General features: G+C 67.0%; 18 protein-coding genes. 17 read left to right on the top strand and 1 reads right to left on the bottom strand.

Annotated elements, in window-relative coordinates; all coding sequences use genetic code 11:
- Positions 1-175 precede the first annotated feature (175 nt).
- The 6 genes from ACFWVD_RS05250 (at position 176) to trmD (ending at position 4,325) form a co-directional block, all read left to right on the top strand.
- Positions 176-994 carry a nuclear transport factor 2 family protein gene (locus ACFWVD_RS05250; protein ID WP_379240685.1) on the top strand — a complete coding sequence of 273 codons (819 nt, stop codon included), beginning with the start codon at positions 176-178 and terminating at the stop codon, positions 992-994.
- Positions 995-1,143: 149 nt separating this feature from the next.
- Positions 1,144-2,238, top strand: a complete 1,095-nt coding sequence (locus tag ACFWVD_RS05255; protein WP_379240686.1) for an amidohydrolase family protein — start codon at positions 1,144-1,146, stop codon at positions 2,236-2,238.
- Positions 2,239-2,442: 204 nt separating this feature from the next.
- Positions 2,443-2,880 carry a 30S ribosomal protein S16 gene (gene rpsP / locus ACFWVD_RS05260; protein WP_379240687.1) on the top strand — a complete coding sequence of 146 codons (438 nt, stop codon included), beginning with the start codon at positions 2,443-2,445 and terminating at the stop codon, positions 2,878-2,880.
- Complete coding sequence (locus ACFWVD_RS05265) at positions 2,880-3,122, top strand: RNA-binding protein (protein ID WP_056811833.1); 243 nt, start codon at positions 2,880-2,882, stop codon at positions 3,120-3,122. The genes rpsP and ACFWVD_RS05265 overlap by 1 nt, the downstream gene beginning before the upstream one ends.
- The gene (gene rimM, locus ACFWVD_RS05270) at positions 3,123-3,647 is read left to right on the top strand and encodes a ribosome maturation factor RimM (protein ID WP_379240688.1); all 525 of its coding nucleotides are present in this window, start codon (positions 3,123-3,125) and stop codon (positions 3,645-3,647) included.
- Between the two features lie 3 nt (positions 3,648-3,650).
- Positions 3,651-4,325 (top strand): tRNA (guanosine(37)-N1)-methyltransferase TrmD, encoded by a 675-nt coding sequence (gene trmD, locus ACFWVD_RS05275; protein WP_379240689.1) that lies wholly within the window; start codon positions 3,651-3,653, stop codon positions 4,323-4,325.
- A gap of 1 nt (position 4,326) precedes the next feature.
- Here the strand turns inward: trmD and ACFWVD_RS05280 are convergent, their stop codons facing one another.
- Positions 4,327-4,695 (bottom strand): VOC family protein, encoded by a 369-nt coding sequence (locus ACFWVD_RS05280; protein ID WP_379240690.1) that lies wholly within the window; start codon positions 4,693-4,695, stop codon positions 4,327-4,329.
- Positions 4,696-4,929: 234 nt separating this feature from the next.
- Between ACFWVD_RS05280 and ACFWVD_RS05285 the strand changes: the two genes are divergently transcribed.
- From ACFWVD_RS05285 to dprA, 11 genes are all read left to right on the top strand, one after another.
- Complete coding sequence (locus tag ACFWVD_RS05285; protein WP_379240691.1) at positions 4,930-6,543, top strand: AMP-binding protein; 1,614 nt, start codon at positions 4,930-4,932, stop codon at positions 6,541-6,543.
- A 140-nt stretch (positions 6,544-6,683) separates the two neighbouring features.
- Positions 6,684-7,826 (top strand): alpha/beta hydrolase family protein, encoded by a 1,143-nt coding sequence (locus tag ACFWVD_RS05290; RefSeq protein ID WP_379240978.1) that lies wholly within the window; start codon positions 6,684-6,686, stop codon positions 7,824-7,826.
- Between the two features lie 47 nt (positions 7,827-7,873).
- Positions 7,874-10,264: a Tex family protein gene (locus ACFWVD_RS05295; protein ID WP_379240692.1), complete on the top strand. Its 2,391-nt coding sequence runs from the start codon at positions 7,874-7,876 to the stop codon at positions 10,262-10,264.
- A gap of 45 nt (positions 10,265-10,309) precedes the next feature.
- On the top strand, positions 10,310-11,194 hold the full coding sequence (locus ACFWVD_RS05300; protein ID WP_379240693.1) for a hypothetical protein: 885 nt from the start codon (positions 10,310-10,312) through the stop codon (positions 11,192-11,194).
- 157 nt (positions 11,195-11,351) lie between these two features.
- Positions 11,352-11,693: a 50S ribosomal protein L19 gene (gene rplS / locus ACFWVD_RS05305; RefSeq protein WP_379240694.1), complete on the top strand. Its 342-nt coding sequence runs from the start codon at positions 11,352-11,354 to the stop codon at positions 11,691-11,693.
- 86 nt (positions 11,694-11,779) lie between these two features.
- A complete protein-coding gene (gene lepB, locus ACFWVD_RS05310; protein ID WP_379240695.1) occupies positions 11,780-12,544 on the top strand; it encodes a signal peptidase I in 765 nt (254 codons plus the stop codon).
- Positions 12,545-12,566: 22 nt separating this feature from the next.
- A complete protein-coding gene (locus tag ACFWVD_RS05315; protein ID WP_379240696.1) occupies positions 12,567-13,271 on the top strand; it encodes a ribonuclease HII in 705 nt (234 codons plus the stop codon).
- A gap of 46 nt (positions 13,272-13,317) precedes the next feature.
- The gene (locus ACFWVD_RS05320) at positions 13,318-13,623 is read left to right on the top strand and encodes a DUF2469 domain-containing protein (RefSeq protein WP_011210678.1); all 306 of its coding nucleotides are present in this window, start codon (positions 13,318-13,320) and stop codon (positions 13,621-13,623) included.
- A 91-nt stretch (positions 13,624-13,714) separates the two neighbouring features.
- Positions 13,715-14,071 carry a YraN family protein gene (locus tag ACFWVD_RS05325; RefSeq protein WP_379234794.1) on the top strand — a complete coding sequence of 119 codons (357 nt, stop codon included), beginning with the start codon at positions 13,715-13,717 and terminating at the stop codon, positions 14,069-14,071.
- A complete protein-coding gene (locus tag ACFWVD_RS05330; RefSeq protein WP_379240697.1) occupies positions 14,071-15,579 on the top strand; it encodes a YifB family Mg chelatase-like AAA ATPase in 1,509 nt (502 codons plus the stop codon). The genes ACFWVD_RS05325 and ACFWVD_RS05330 overlap by 1 nt, the downstream gene beginning before the upstream one ends.
- Complete coding sequence (dprA, locus tag ACFWVD_RS05335) at positions 15,576-16,745, top strand: DNA-processing protein DprA (protein WP_379240698.1); 1,170 nt, start codon at positions 15,576-15,578, stop codon at positions 16,743-16,745. Before ACFWVD_RS05330 ends, dprA begins: the two co-directional genes overlap by 4 nt.
- Positions 16,746-16,814: the final 69 nt, after the last annotated feature.

Raw genomic sequence — 16,814 nt, forward strand, 5'->3', positions numbered from 1 at the left:
CCCTCCCCCGGCGGAAGTCCCCAAAAACCGGATTCTTCACCGGCAAAAAGCAGGGGGGGGTGGCAGAGTGCTGCCACCCACCACGGCTTTCTTGCTGGCTGGACAGCATCGTTTCCGGTTCGACGTCTCGCACGATCGCCGACGCAGAACTGAAACACGTTCTAGCATGGACCGCATGTCGTTGGATCGGACCGCGCAGGATCTGCTGGCGGCGGTGCGGGAGTCGCCGCGGGCGGTCGCCGCGCACGACAAGGCCGCCTGGGTCGGGTTGTTCGCCGAGAACGCCGAGGTGCACGACCCGTACGGCTCGCGTGCGCATATCGGGGCCGAGGCGATCTCGCGGTTCTACAACGTCTTCATCGCGCCGAACGCCATCGACTTTCACGTCGACCGTGATCTGGTCGCCGGGCACACGGTGGTGCGCGATCTGCTCATCGAGACCACGATGTCGACCGGCGCCACCGTCAGCGTGCCGATGCATCTGCGCTACGACCTGGTCGCCACCGACAGCGGCTGGCGGATCGCTCGGCTCGCCGCGCACTGGGAGTTGGGGGTGATGATCACGCGGCTGTTGCGCACAGGGACGTCGGGACTGCGCGCGGGTGCGAAGCTCGGGGCGCAGCTCGTCGCGGAGCTGGGCGTGCATGGTGCGATGGGCATGATGGGGGCGTTGTCCGGCGTGGGCGGGGCGGGCAAGCGTGTCGTCCACAAGCTGTTCGAAGCGGCCGCTGCCGGCGACTCGACCGGCGTACACGCACTGCTCGACGCGTCGGCGGTGGTCGAATCGCCTGCCGGATCCCCGAGCTCGGTGGCGGAGTTTCTGGATCGCACGCGAGAGATGGAGTGGGACAAGATGATCGCCGCCGGGCGCACCGTCAGCGTGAGTATTCGGGTAGGCGCGTCGTACGGCGTGGCATTCGTGGACTTCGCCCGGGGGCGATCGCGCGTCACCGCGGTGCGGGTCTTTCTCGATGGTGATCCGGTGGGCGACTGAGGGTTCAGCCGTGGTCGTGAACCCTGCCGGTGGCCGCACGTGCACGGCTCTGTCCGGTGCGACCTCCTTCCTCGGTGGTGAGCCTCGGGGTCGTGCGTGCGCCGATCGCGCGCGGTAGGTTCGGACTCAGCCGACGTCTGGAGGTTCGTGTGCATCTGCGTGGTGTGGTTCTGCCCGGTGACGAGGAGCGCGACCTCTGGGTCGTCGACGGCACCGTGACGTTCGAGCCGGTGCGCGGAGCCGAAACCCTGTGTAGCGCAGGGTGGATCGTGCCGGGACTGGTCGATGCCCACTGCCACGTCGGCATCACCTACGGCGGCGGCGGCGAGACCCACGACGGCGCGATCGAACAGGCCGAAACCGAACGCGACGCCGGTGCGCTGCTGTTGCGCGACGCCGGATCGCCGATCGACACGCGATTCATCGACGACCATGTCGACCTGCCGCGGATCATTCGCGCCGGACGGCATATCGCGCGACCTCGCCGCTACATCCGCGAACTCGGCATCGAACTCGACGACGAGCGGGACCTGCCCGAAATCGTCGCCGAGCAGGCGCGGTTCGGGGACGGGTGGGTGAAGATCGTGGGGGACTGGATCGACCGCTCTGTCGGCGACCTGCGGCCGCTGTGGAGTGACGACATCCTGAAACAGGCCATCGACGCCGCCCACGCGAACGGTGCCCGCGTCACCGCGCACGTATTCGGCGAAGACGCGCTGCCGGGCCTGATCAACGCCGGTATCGACTGCCTCGAACACGGCACCGGCCTCACCGACGACACCATCGCCCTCATGGCCGCCCACGGCACCGCCCTGGTCCCCACCTTGATCAACATCGACACCTTCCCCGACATCGCCGACAGTGCCACCAAATTCCCCACCTACGCCGCCCACATGCGCGACCTACACCACCGCGTCCGCGACACCGTCGGCAAAGCCCACGAAGCAGGCATCCCGATCTACGCGGGCACCGACGCAGGCGGCTCCATCCGCCACGGCCGCATCGCCGACGAAATCACCGCCCTGACCGGCGCGGGCCTATCCCCCCACGAAGCCCTCGGCGCCGCCTCCTGGAACGCCCGCACCTGGCTCGGCCGCCCCAGCATCGAAGAAGGCGCCCCGGCCGACTTCGTCGTCTACGCCCACGACCCCCGCACGAACCCCCAATCGCTCACCGACCCACAATGGGTAGTGCTGCGTGGACTAGTGGTGAAGACCCCCAACCCGGTCACCGGCCACCGCTGAGTTGCGCGGCGTTAGCGGAGGCGATTTCCTGGCTGGTTCGGTCGTCTGGCAGAATGAAGTCTCGTCCTTCCTGGACAAGTGTCAGCCCGTCTCCGGTTACGTACCGCGCGGCGGTCACGCACGACATGCGCGAAACCGGACCCGCAGCCCATGTGGGTCGCCGAATCGCGTGGTGACCAAACTACTGAAAGAAGACTGAACAGCATGTCTGTCAAGATCCGGCTCACTCGCCTCGGCAAGATCCGCAACCCGCAGTACCGCGTCGTCGTTGCCGACGCGCGTTCGCGTCGCGACGGCCGGGCCATCGAGTCCATCGGCCTGTACCACCCGAAGGAAGAGCCTTCGCTGATCGAGATCGACGCCGAGCGCGTCGCGTACTGGCTGTCGGTCGGCGCGCAGCCCACCGAGTCGGTGCAGCGTCTGCTGGAGATCACCGGCGACTGGCAGAAGTTCAAGGGCCTGCCGGGCACCGAGGGCACCCTGAAGGTCAAGGCCCCGAAGACCTCCAAGCTGGACCTGTTCAACGCCGCGCTCGCCGCCGCCGACAACGCGCCCACCACCGAGGCCGTCACCCCGAAGAAGAAGGCCGCCAAGAAGGAAGAGGCCGTCGCTGAGGAAGCCGTCACCGAGGCTGCCGAGTAATGACTGCTGTTGTTGCCGATGCCGTCGAACATCTGGTTCGCGGCATCGTCGCCAACCCCGACGACGTCCGTGTCGAGCTGCTCACCGGACGTCGCGGGCGCACCGTCGAGGTGCATGTCCATCCTGAGGACCTGGGCAAGGTGATCGGGCGCGGTGGTCGTACCGCGACCGCGCTGCGCACCCTGGTCGCCGGCATCGGCGGCCGTGGGATCCGGGTCGACGTGGTCGATACCGACGCCTAGATGGAACTCGTCGTAGGTCGGGTCGCCAAGTCGCACGGCGTGCGCGGCGAACTCGTCGTCGATGTTCGCACCGACGAGCCGGAGGTCCGGTTCGCGCCGGGCGTTGTGCTGCACGGCAGAATGCCGCGCAGCTCGGCGATCACCGACTACACCGTGAAGTCGGTCCGAGAACACTCGGGCCGACTTCTGGTCGCGGTCGACGGTGTCGATGACAAGACCATGGCCGACACCTTGCGCGGCACTTTGTTCGTCGTCGACAGCGAAAATCTACCGCCGTCCGACGATGACGACGCCTTCTACGACCACGAACTCGAAGGCCTTCGGGTCGAGTTCGCCGACGGAACGCTGGTCGGCACGGTCACCGAGGTGCTGCATTCGGCCGCGGGCGAACTGCTGTCGGTGCGTGCCGCCGACGACGGTCGCGAAATTCTCATTCCCTTTGTCACCGCCATCGTGCCGACGGTTTCGCTCGCCGATGGACTGGTGGTCATCACCCCGCCCGAGGGCCTGCTCGATCCGGAGTAATTCGTGCAACTCGACGTCGTCACGATCTTCCCGGAATATCTGGAGCCGCTGCGCACCGCGCTGCTGGGCAAGGCTGTCGACAAGGGCCTGATCTCCGTCGGGGTGCACGACCTGCGCAACTGGACGCATGACGTGCACAAATCGGTCGACGATTCGCCGTACGGCGGTGGACCCGGCATGGTCATGAAGCCGACCGTGTGGGGCGACGCCCTCGACGAGGTCTGCCCTGACGACGCCCTGCTCGTGGTGCCCACCCCCGCCGGTGTGCCGTTCACGCAGGCCACCGCGCAGCGTTGGGCCACCGAGAAGCACCTCGTTTTCGCGTGCGGACGGTACGAGGGCATCGATCAGCGTGTGTTCGACGATGCCGCCCGTCGCGTGCGCGTGGAAGAAGTGAGCATCGGCGATTACGTGCTCATCGGCGGCGAGGCCGCGGTGCTGGTGATGACCGAGGCCGTGGTGCGCCTGATTCCCGGCGTGCTCGGCAATCAGCAGTCGCACCAAGAGGATTCGTTCTCCGACGGCCTGCTGGAAGGCCCGAGTTACACGCGACCGGTGTCATGGCGCGAGCTCGACGTGCCGCCGATCCTGCTGTCGGGCGACCACGCCAAGATCGCCGCATGGCGCCGCGAGCAATCGCTGGAGCGCACGGCGCAGCGTCGCCCCGACCTGCTGTGAGCTAACCCGCGATGACGCGGGTGGTGATGCAGAACGGGTGCCCGGCCGGGTCCAGCAGCACCCGCCAGCGCGGATCCTGTTGTACCGGTGCGGGTTTCGCGCCGATCGCGAGGGCGTGCTGTTCGCACAGATCCAGATCGGCATCGGCGGCCAGGTCCAGATGGACCGCGGCGGTGCCCGGCCACTGCGGCGGAAAATAGTCCTCCACGCGTTGCGCGGCCAGGGTCAGGCCCGACGGGATGCGGATTCCGACGCTGTGCGCGTCGTTCCACAAGACCCGCCCACCCAGCAGTCCGAGGTAGAAGCGGGCGAGGGATTCGGGGTCGTCACAGTCCAGTGAGAGGCCGGCCAGTTGAAAAGGCTCCGTCATCGGACCGACGCTACCGGGGGAGCATGCGCCCCGAGTTTGTTTTGCGGCAAAGACATTTGGGTATCCCACGGGGTAATTCGTTGTGCGAGCGTCCAATCCGAGGATTGCTGGTTCCGTTCGGAATGAAGCACTGCCACCGCTTTCGGTGAGGTTCGGGCGTGCGGTGTGCCACATTCTATGAGGTACCACCGTCGACGTGCGGCCGATCCTGCCGCGCGGCAAGGAGATCTGCTGATGCCCGAAGCCAGCTACAGCCGCGGACCCACCGATATCGCACTTCTCACCGACACCATCGGCGCGAACTACGCGCGCACCGCCGCCGCCCACCCCGATCGCGACGCGCTCGTCGACCAGATCACCGGCCGCACCTGGACTTATCGCGAGGCCGCCGCCGCGATCGACGCACTGGCCACCGGGCTGGCGCAGCGGGGGATCGTCGCGGGAGACCGGGTGGGAATCTGGGCGCCGAACTGCTCGCAGTGGTATCTGGTGCAGTACGCGACGGCGGTGATCGGCGCGATCCTGGTCAATATCAACCCCGCCTACCGCACCAGCGAACTCGCTTATGTTCTCGGCCATTCCGGCGTGCGGATGCTGATCGCGGCGCCGGATTTCAAGGGTTCGGACTATGTGGCGATGATCGAGCAGGTTCGCCCCGAATGTCCTGAGCTCGAGCAGGTGCTCATTCTCGGCAGCCTGGAATGGGAAGCCGTGGCGCGCACGACCCCCGACCCGGTCGCGCTGGCCGAAATCGACGCGACGCTGTCGGCCGATGACGCGATCAACATCCAGTACACCTCGGGCACAACAGGTTTCCCCAAGGGCGCGACCTTGAGTCACCGCAACATCCTCAACAACGGCTTCTTCGTCGGTGAACTGTGCGACTACACCGAAGCCGACCGCATCTGCCTGCCAGTTCCCTATTACCACTGCTTCGGCATGGTCATGGGTAACCTCGCGGCCACCACTCACGGTGCGGCCGTGGTGATTCCGGCGCCCTCGTTCGATCCGGCCGCCACGCTGGCCGCGGTGTCCGCGCAACGGTGCACCTCGCTCTACGGCGTGCCCACGATGTTCATCGCCATGCTGGCCGAACTGGACGCCGGGCTCGACTACGACCTGTCGAGTTTGCGCACGGGGATCATGGCGGGTTCGCCGTGTCCGGTCGAGGTGATGAAAAGGGTGATCGACCGGCTGGGAATGAGCGAGGTCGCGATCTGTTACGGCATGACCGAGACCAGCCCCGTGTCCACGCAGACCCGTCGTGACGACAGCATCGACCGCCGTACCGCCACCGTCGGTCGTGTCGGCCCGCACCTCGAGGTGAAGGTGATCGACCCCGCCGACGGACGCACCCTGCCGCGAGGCGAACCCGGCGAACTGTGCACTCGCGGGTACTCGGTGATGCTGGGCTACTGGGACCAACCGGACAAGACCGCCGAAGCCATCGACGCCGACCGCTGGATGCACACCGGCGACATCGGCGTGATGGACGACGACGGCTACCTCTCGGTCACCGGCCGCATCAAAGACATGGTCATCCGCGGCGGGGAGAACATCTACCCCCGCGAAATCGAAGAGTTCCTCTACACCCACCCCGACATCGTCGACGCCCAGGTCATCGGCGTGCCCGACGACAAATACGGCGAAGAACTCATGGTCTGGATCCGCCTGCGCGACGGCGCCACCGCACTGGACGCGGACACCCTGCGAGCCTTCTGCACCGGCCGCCTCGCCCACTACAAGATCCCGCGCTACGTACACCTGGTCGACGAATTCCCGATGACGGTCACCGGCAAGGTCCGCAAGGCGCAGATGCGTGAACTGGCCAGAGACCTGCTCGGCTGAACCGCTGGGGCACACCATGTTTCGATCTATCGCGGGCGGTCACGCGGTTTGCTAGCGTGTTCGCGACGGCCGGGCGGTTCGTAGCTCGGTTGCGAATAGTGATGGGGGAGACGGTGTTCTGTCGAGCGGCTGTGGTGTCCATGTCGGTCTGCGCGCTGGTTGCGACCAGTGCGAGCATCGCCGATGCGGGACCCGGTGGTGTCGGCGTGCTGCCGAGTCCCAGCGGTGCCTTGCCGGTGGGGTCGACCACGTTGCATCTGGTCGATGCCGGTCGGGTGGACCCGTTCCAGCCGGACCGGTCCAGGGAATTGATGGTGTCGGTGTTCTACCCGGCCACCGATGTAAGCCGTTATCCGCGTGCGCATTACGTGTCGACCGAGTTGATTCCCGGGCTGGAGAGCAAGCTCGGCATCGAACTTCCCGGCGCGCTGACCCACGCCCATCGGCAGGCGCCGGCGCAGGCCGCTGGCAAGTATCCGGTGGTGCTCTACACGCCCGGTGCCGGTGTCTCGCGGGTGCTCGGGACCGGGCTGGCCGAGGATCTGGCCTCGCGCGGTTATGTGGTGGTGACGGTCGACCACACCTACGAATCGGGTCCGGCCGTGGAGTTCCCCGGCGGGCGGATCGTGCAACCCGCCGCGGCGCCGAACGGTTTCGATACCGCCCTTCGCGAAAAGTACATCGCGACAAGGTCGCTGGACTTCCGGTTCGTCCTGGATTCGCTCGCGGGGCTGGCCGCGGGGACGAACCCTGATGCCGAATCCGATGCTCTGCCAGTGGATCTGGGCCGTGTGCTGGATATGGACCGGGTGGGTGCCGTCGGGCATTCCTCTGGTGGGTACGCCGCGGTCGAGGCCATGCACCAGGACCGACGCATCGATGCCGCGGTCGACATGGACGGGCAGATCGGGGTGGACGAGGCGTTCGGGCGCGCGGTCACCGAGGGGGTGGATCGGCCGACCTTGGTGTTGACCAGTGCGCAGATCGAGGAAGTCGGGGACGCGAATCCGTCGCTCGACGCGTTCTGGCAGCGGGCCACGGGCTGGAAACGTCATCTGGCCATTGCGAATTCGGCGCATTACGACTTCACCGACATGCCGTCGCTGGTGCCCGCCGTCGCCCGGCCCGCCGCGTCGACGTATATCGGCAGCATCGACCCGGATCGGATGGCCGCGCTGGTGCGCGGGTACGTCGCGGCGATGTTCGACAAGTTCCTGCGCGACCGCAGCGACACCCTGCTGGATCGGCCGATCACCGAACCCGAGGTCACCACCGTTCGCTGACCTGGAGGTATGTCGGGTGTCGGTGGGGCGCTGTAGTCTCTGCGGCTGTGACGACAGCGCCTGAGATCGCCGACAGCACCACCATCATCGCCAGCGTGGGCAGGCGGATCGCCGACGAACTGGGAGTGCGGGAGGCCCAGGTTCGGGCTGCCGTCGAACTGCTCGACGGCGGTTCGACGGTTCCGTTCATCGCGCGATACCGCAAGGAGGTCACCGACGGCCTCGACGACGCCCAGCTGCGTCAGCTCGAGGAACGCCTCGGTTACCTGCGTGAGCTCGACGAGCGGCGCGGCGCGATCATCGAATCCATCCGCGGCCAGGGCAAACTCGACCCCGCCCTGCATTCGCAGCTCATGCTCGCCGAGACCAAGGCGCGCCTGGAAGACATCTACCTGCCGTACAAGCCCAAGCGTCGGACCAAGGCGCAGATCGCCCGCGAAGCCGGGCACGAGCCCGTGGCCGACGCGCTGATCAGCGACCCGAACACCGACCCGGCCGGCTACACCGCCGAACAGCTCGACGGTGCCCGCTCGATCCTGGTCGAGCGTTTCGCCGAAGACGCCGACCTGGTCGGTGAGCTGCGCGAGCTGATGTGGAATCGCGGCCAGGTCACGTCGAAGGTGCGCGCGGGCAAGGAGGAAGCGGGCGCGAAGTTCGCCGACTACTTCGAGTTCAGCGAGCCCTTCCACAAACTGCCCTCGCACCGGATCCTGGCGCTGCTGCGCGGGGAGAAGGAAGAGATGCTCACGCTGCATCTGGAAGCCGATATCGATGAGCCGGAGCCCGGCGAGCGCACGATCTACGAGGGTCGCATCGCGGTTGCCTTCGGCATCGCCGACAAGGGCCGCCCGGCCGATTCCTGGCTGCTGGACACCGTGCGGTGGGCCTGGCGCACCAAACTGCAGGTCAGTCTCGGTATCGACACCAGGATGCGGTTGCGTCAGGCGGCGGAACGCGACGCGGTCGACGTGTTCGCCGCGAACCTGCGCGACCTGCTGCTGGCCGCGCCCGCGGGCACGCGCACCACCATGGGTCTGGACCCCGGTTACCGCACCGGTGTGAAGGTCGCCGTCGTCGACGCCACCGGAAAGGCCGTCGCGACCGAGGTCATCTACCCGCACAAGCCGCAGGGGCAAACCGAGAAATCCCTCGCAGTGCTGGCCGCGCTGGTCGCCCGGTTCAACGTGGAGCTCATCGCCATCGGCAACGGCACCGCCTCGCGCGAGACCGATGCCCTTGCCGTGGAACTGATTTCGCGCATCCCGGAGAACAAGCCCACCAAGATCGTGGTGTCCGAAGCGGGCGCCTCGGTGTATTCCGCCTCCGCCTACGCGTCGGCCGAACTGCCCGATATGGACGTGTCACTGCGCGGCGCGGTCTCCATCGCGCGACGATTGCAGGACCCGCTCGCCGAACTGGTGAAGATCGATCCCAAGTCGATCGGCGTCGGCCAGTACCAGCACGACATCTCCGAGACGCTGCTGGCACGCTCGCTGGGCGCGGTGGTCGAAGACGCGGTGAACGCGGTCGGCGTCGACGTCAACACCGCCTCGGTGCCGCTGCTGTCGCGGGTGTCGGGCGTGTCCGGGTCGGTCGCGGAAAGCATTGTGGCGCACCGTGATCAGAACGGGCCGTTCAACAGTCGCAAAGCACTGCTGGCGGTTCCGCGCTTGGGTCCCAAAGCTTTCGAACAGTGCGCGGGCTTCCTGCGCATTCGTGGCGGCGTCGATCCCCTCGACACCTCCGCCGTGCACCCCGAGGCCTACCCGGTGGTGCGCCGCATTCTCGAGCACACCGGTCGGGAAATGTCGGAGGTCATCGGCAACACCAGCACGTTGCGCGCGCTGAAGCCCGCCGACTTCACCGATGAGAAGTTCGGTGTGCCCACGGTCAGCGACATCATCGCCGAGTTGGAGAAGCCGGGTCTGGACCCGCGTCCGGAATTCAAGACCGCCGAATTCGCCGCGGGGATCGAGAAGGTCGCCGATCTGAAACCGGGGATGGTGCTGGAAGGCGTGGTCACCAATGTCGCCGCGTTCGGTGCGTTCGTCGATGTCGGCGTGCACCAGGACGGCCTCGTGCACGTGTCGGCGCTGTCGCACAACTTCGTCAAGGACCCGCGTGAAGTGGTGAAGTCCGGTGACGTGGTGAAGGTGAAGGTGCTCGAGGTCGATATCGCTCGTCAGCGGATCGGGTTGACGCTGCGGCTGGATGACGAACCGGGTAAGCCCGCGCAGGGGGACAATCGTGGTGGCGGTGCGCCGCGCGGTCAGGGTCGTGGACCGGGTGGTCAGGGTCGTGGGCAAGGCGGTCAGGGTCGCGGGCAGGCGCCGGCTCGTAAACAGGGCAGCGGCGGTGGCAACCAGCGCACCCCCGCGGCGCCACCGAGCGGCTCGATGGCGGACGCGTTGCGCGCGGCCGGTTTCGGCAAGAAGTAGGGACCGCACGACCACAACACTGCACTCCACGACAGGGCGGGCGACATGCGACGGTGGCTCGAACACGAGGTGATCGCGCATGGCCGCCTGCCCCTGCTGTGCTTTCTGCTGGGGTTCATTCTCGGCTTCGTGGTGATCCGGATCAGCGTGCGGATGATCCGCGCCAACGTGCGCTGGTGGCCGGGCAATGTGAAAGCCGGCGACACCCACATCCACCACATGGTGTTCGGCGTGATCACCGTGCTGCTGTCGGGCATCGGACTGATCGCCACCGCCGAGGACTCCACCCAGATCACCTCGAGCGTGCTGTCGGCGTTCTTCGGCATCGGTGCCGCGCTGGTGCTGGACGAGTTCGCGCTGATCTTCTACCTGCGGGACGTGTACTGGTCCGAACAGGGCCGCACCTCGGTGGACGCGGTGTTCGTCGCGCTCGCGGTGACCGGCCTGCTGCTGCTGGGTGTGCAACCCGCCACGTTCCTGGACTACGACGACTTCCGGCGGTCGCGCGGTGTCGGGGTGCGGGTGGGCGTGGCGATCACGGTCGTGGTGAATCTGGTGTTGGCCGCGGCGGTGATCGCCAAGGGCAAGATCTGGACCGGGCTGTTCGGCATGTTCTTCACCCCGCTGCTGCTGGTCGGGGCGGTGCGTTTGAGCAGGCCCGGTGCACCGTGGGCGCGCTGGCGGTACGGCAACCGGCCCAAGACCATGAGCCGGGCGATCGCGCGGGAGCGGCGCTACCGTCGACCGGTCATTCGCGCGAAGATCTTCGTCCAGGACCTGATCGCGGGCAAACCCGACGTCGAACACGCACGCTCGGCCGCGGAGGCCGTGTTGGCCCGTACTGTGGTCGCCGCACCGCCCGCACCGCTGCCGCACCCGCACCTGCTGCCGCGTCGCCGCACCGACGCCGACCAGCCTGACCAGGAATAAGCCCCGATTTCAGTCGCGGCTACCCGGTCTGGCACAATGAACCGGTTGCCTTGGAGCAGTCATGTCCGAGAGCACTCCTGTTCTGAGCACGAACCGGTCGAGCGCGCGAGTGCCGCCAGGTTCCTCTGTTCACGCAAAGAATCCGAAAAGGTGGAAAATGAACACCCTCGATTTCGTCGACGAGAAGTCGCTGCGCAGCGACATCCCCGCGTTCCGCGCGGGCGACACCCTGAACGTGCACGTGAAGGTCATCGAAGGCTCGAAGGAGCGCATCCAGGTCTTCAAGGGCGTCGTCATCCGACGTCAGGGCGGCGGCATCGGCGAGACCTTCACGGTCCGCAAGGTGTCCTTCGGTGTCGGTGTCGAGCGCACCTTCCCCGTGCACAGCCCCAACATCGACCACGTCGATGTCGTGACCCGCGGTGACGTGCGTCGCGCGAAGCTCTACTACCTGCGCGACCTGCGCGGTAAGGCTGCCAAGATCAAGGAAAAGCGCTGATCTCGCAGTAGCACTTCGCAGTACCAGATTTCTTCAGGTAGCCCGGCACCCGACTCACGTCAGGGTGCCGGGCTACTCTGTTCGGCGTGGCAGACGAAAGTGGGTCGGTGTCGGTGTCCGATTCAAATGACGAAGGTGGGCGGCGCCGGAAGAAGCGCGGCGACAAGAAGCAGCGCCCGTTCTGGCAGGAGCTGCCGATACTGGTGGTGATCGCCGCGGTGATCGCCGCGTTGATGGTGACCTTCGTCGGTCGGCCGTATGTGATCCCGTCGCAGTCGATGGAGAACACGCTGCAGATCGGTGATCGCATCTACGTGCAGAAGATCAGCTACTACGGTTCCGAACCCGGACCCGGTGACGTGGTGGTCTTCGTCGGGCCGCCGTCGTGGAACGGGCACTACAAGTCGGTGCGTTCGGACAATGCCGCCGTGCGCGGGGTGCAGAATTTCCTTTCCTACTTCGGGCTGGTCCCGCCGGATGAGAACGACCTGGTCAAGCGCGTGATCGCGGTCGGCGGGCAGACCGTGCAGTGCTGCGACAAGCAGGGCCGGGTCATGGTCGACGGCAAACCGCTCGACGAGCCGTACATCAAGAAGGATTACCCCTGGTCCGCCGATCGGCCCAACGCCGTGTACCCGGCGGGGCGGATGTTCGGGCCGGTCAAGGTGCCCGAAGGCCACCTGTGGGTGATGGGCGACAACCGCAACGAGTCCGCCGATTCGCGCGCGCACGTCAGCGACGATCTACAGGGCACGGTGCCGGTGGACAACGTCCGCGGCAAGACGGTGTTCAAGATCTGGCCACCCAGCCGGATCGGCCCGGTCAAGACCCAGAACGCGCAAGAGAACTAACCGCGAGAAGGACAATCGAACTGTGGGGCAGGATCGGACCAGCTGGCCGCCGCGGGTGGTGATGCGTCGAGCGAGCGGACTACGCACGCTCGAGGCAGCACTGGTGCGCGGTGGCCTCGCGCCGGTGGCCGGTGTCGACGAGGCGGGCCGTGGACCGTGTGCGGGTCCCCTGGTGGTGGCCGCGTGCCTGCTGGCGCCCAAGGCGTACGACAAGCTGGCAGGCCTGGACGACTCCAAGAAACTCACCGAGGCCGCGCGTGAGGAGCTGTTCCCGGTAGTGCAGCGGTTGTCGTTGGCGTGGAGCGTGGTGGTGGTGCCGGCGTGGGAGATCGACGCGATCGGCATCCACGTGGCCAATATCGAAGGCATGCGACGCGCGGTGGTCGGCTTGGAACGCACTCCCGGTTACGTGCTGACCGACGGATTCAAGGTGCCCGGCCTGCCCGCGCCCTCGCTGCCGGTGATCGGCGGCGACGGTACCGCGGCCTGTATCGCCGCGGCGAGCATCCTGGCGAAAGTGACCAGGGATCGGATGATGGTCGAGTTGGACGCGCAGCTACCCGGCTACGGTTTCGCCGCGCACAAGGGCTACAACACGCCCGAGCACACCGCTGCCCTGCGGGAGCTCGGACCCAGTACTGAACACCGCCGTTCCTGGCGGAATGTGCGCGAGCTCGAGGTGCCCGGAGGTAGCCGAGTGGCTACCCGCGCGGCGCATGCGCGATGATGACAACAATGAACGCGGCGCTGCTAGCAGGAGGACGTCCCACCCGATGAGTGCTGAGGACCTCGAGAAGTACGAAACCGAGATGGAACTGTCGTTGTACCGCGAGTACAAGGACATCGTCGGCCAGTTCTCGTACGTGGTGGAGACCGAACGGCGCTTCTACCTGGCCAATTCGGTCGAACTGCGCCCACAGAACGCCGACGGCGAGGTGTATTTCGAAGTGCGGATGAGCGATGCCTGGGTGTGGGATATGTACCGCCCGGCCCGGTTCGTCAAGCATGTTCGGGTGATCACGTTCAAGGACGTGAACATCGAAGAGCTGGAGAAGCCGGACCTGCGCCTGCCGGAGTAGTTATCCACAGGGGAAAAGTTATCCACAGGTTTTCTGTTTTCCCAGGTCGTGTGGGGTAGCTGCGTCGGCCGTTGTGTTCATGATTTCGTTCATGGCACACAAACAGGCGCTCGGCGCATACGGGGAGAAGCTGGCCGCGCAGTATCTGTGCGAGACCGGGATGGAGATCGTCGCCCGCAACTGGCGGTGTCGATACGGGGAACTGGACCTGATCGTCCAGGACCCGTCCACCACGGTGTTCGTCGAGGTCAAGACGCGGTCGGGGCTGGGTTTCGGCACGCCCGCCGAGGCGGTCACGTTCAGCAAGCAGCAGCGGATCCGTCGGCTGGCCCTGCTGTGGCTGGCCGAACAGGGCGGGCCGTGGCGGCGGATTCGGTTCGACGTGGTGTCGGTGCTGGTCCCGCGGGGGCGCGGGCCGGTCATCGACCACCTGACGGCGGCGTTCTGATGGCACTGGGGCGGGCGTTGTCGGTGGCGGTGACGGGGGTCGACGGGCAGCTGGTGGAGATCGAGGCCGATATCGGTCAGGGTCTGCCGTCGGTGAATCTGGTCGGGCTGCCCGACGCGGCGCTGCAGGAATCACGCAATCGGGTGCGGTCGGCGGTGGCCAACACCGGGGAGAAGTGGCCCGACGGTCGGGTGATCCTGGCGCTGTCGCCTGCGACGTTGCCCAAAGTGGGCTCCGTGTACGACCTGGCGTTGGCGATTTCGGTGCTCGACGCCTCGGGGGCGGTGCCGGGGGAGCGGCTGGTGAAAACGGTGCTGCTGGGGGAGTTGGCGTTGGACGGGCGAGTTCGGCGGGTGCGTGGGGTGTTGCCCGCGGTGATCGCGGCACGTGCGGCGGGGTTGCCCACTGTTGTCGTGCCCGCCGAAGCCGTGGCCGAGGCGGGGTTGGTCGAGGGAATCGAAGTGCTCGGGGCGTCGAGTCTGCGGGCGGTGGTGGCGTGGTTGCGCGGGGAGGGCAAGCTGCTCGAACCCGACGGACTCGCGCCGGGCACGCAGACGCCGTGCGGTGACCTCAGCGATGTGGTCGGGCAGGACGAGGCGCGGTGGGCGTTGGAAGTCGCCGCGGCGGGCGGACATCACCTGCTGTTGACGGGGCCGCCGGGAATCGGCAAAACGATGCTGGCGCAACGACTTCCGGGATTGTTGCCGCCGCTGTCGGAGGCGGAATCGTTGGAGGTGACCGCTATTCATTCGATGGCGGGGTCGCTGTCGGCCGAGCAGCCTTTGCTCACGCTGGCTCCCTTTGTCGCGCCGCATCATTCGACGTCGGTGACCGCGATGATCGGCGGCGGCTCCGGCATGGCTCGACCGGGAGCGGTCAGCCGGGCGCATCGCGGGGTGTTGTTTCTCGACGAGTGCGCCGAGATCGGCACCAAAGTCCTGGAGGCGCTGCGGACTCCGCTCGAGGAAGGCGAAGTGCGCATCGCGCGGCGCGACGGCGTCGCCCGGTATCCGGCCCGTTTCCAGCTCGTACTGGCGGCCAACCCCTGCCCGTGCGCGCCCGCACGCGACGTGGACTGCATCTGCGCGCCGCTGGCTCGTCGTCGCTACCTGGGGAAACTGTCGGGGCCACTGCTGGATCGCATCGACATCTGGGTGCAGATGCACGGTCAGGCCGGCGCGACGTTCACCGACGAGCAGGTCGAGGACAGTGCCACCGTGGCCGCACGCGTGGCCCGTGCCAGAGCCCGTGCCGCACAACGGTGGAGCGAGGACGGGTGGACGACCAATGCCGAAGTCCCAGGCCATATTCTGCGCAAGCGCTTCAAGCTGCCGAGGGAATCGATCGCGCCGATCGAGACGGCTTTACGGCTGGGGCGGATGTCGGCGCGTGGTGCCGACCGGGCGATCCGGGTCGCCTGGACGGTCTGCGATCTGCGCGAGGGAGAGATGCCCACCGTGCAGGACGTGATGGCGTCGTTGAACTTTCGGCAGCGGGGTGCGCAATGAGTGGGCTGCGGGTGGTGGAGCTGGACGGTGATCCAGACGAACGGCGGCTGGCCTGGGTGTATCTGTCTCGGGTGGTGCAGGGGCCGTGCGCACCGCTGTCGGCGCTGATCGCGTCGGTCGGCGTGTGTGAGGCTGCGCGTGCTGTTCGTGAACACGAACTGCCTACGGCTTTGCGTGGGCCTACCGCAGCGCGACGTGAAGTCGACTCGGCGGCAAGGGATTTGGATACCATCGCCAGTCTCGGCGGGCGAGTCATCACGCCCGACGACCAGGAGTGGCCCGGTTGGCGGATGCTCGGACTGGACCAGCTCGATGCCGAACGCGATCGCGAGGCCGCCGTTCCGCTCGTGCTGTGGGCTCGCGGTCCGCTGTCGCTGCACACCGCGTCCGAACGTGCTGTCGCGGTGGTGGGTTCGCGGTGCAGTAGCGGGTACGGGGTGCAGGTGGCCAGTGAGGTGGCGTGCGATCTGGCCGGGCGGGGATGGACGATCGTGTCCGGCGCCGCCTTCGGCATCGACGCGGCCGCACATCGAGCGGCACTGGCGGTGGGCGGGCCGACCGTGGCAGTGCTGGCCTGCGGTGTCGACCGGCCCTACCCCGCACAACACGACCGACTGCTCGCCGCCATCGCCGACAGCGGTCTGGTGCTCAGCGAATACCCGCCGGGCGTCGCCGCTCAGAAGCACCAGTTCCTGGCCAGGAACCGATTGATCGCGACGCTCGGCGACGGTGTCCTGGTGGTGGAGGCCGGCTTGCGCAGCGGTGCCCGCAACACTGTGAAGTGGGCCCGCAGATTGGGCCGACCCGCCATGGCCATACCCGGACCGGTCAGCTCGGCCTCCTCGGCAGGCTGCCACCGCATGATCAGAGACGGCGAAGCACTGCTGGTAACCCGCGCCGAAGACATCATCGACGAGGCTGGGCCCCTTCGTCTTCCGGTCGCCGAGGGCAACTCGGTCGACCCCGCCGCTCACTTGCGCGGCGCCGAGGCCGACATCTACGCGGCGCTACCCATCGTCGGTTCTCGGCTCCCGCGAGAACTGTCTCAACAATGCGGCCTCGACCTCGCCACTGTCCGGGCGGTTCTGCCGAGTTTGGAACTGGCCGACCTGGTCGGCTGTGATTCCGATGGATGGTTTAGGACGTCCGGTCGACGGGCGAGTTGACGAGGTTCGGGCCAAGTTTCTCGCGGGGTCGCGGCTGGTGGCTTGTCGGGGGAGGCGGCGTGGGGGGTT

The sequence above is a fragment of the Nocardia sp. NPDC058666 genome (assembly GCF_042714895.1).
In the GTDB taxonomy this organism is placed as follows: Bacteria; Actinomycetota; Actinomycetes; order Mycobacteriales; family Mycobacteriaceae; genus Nocardia.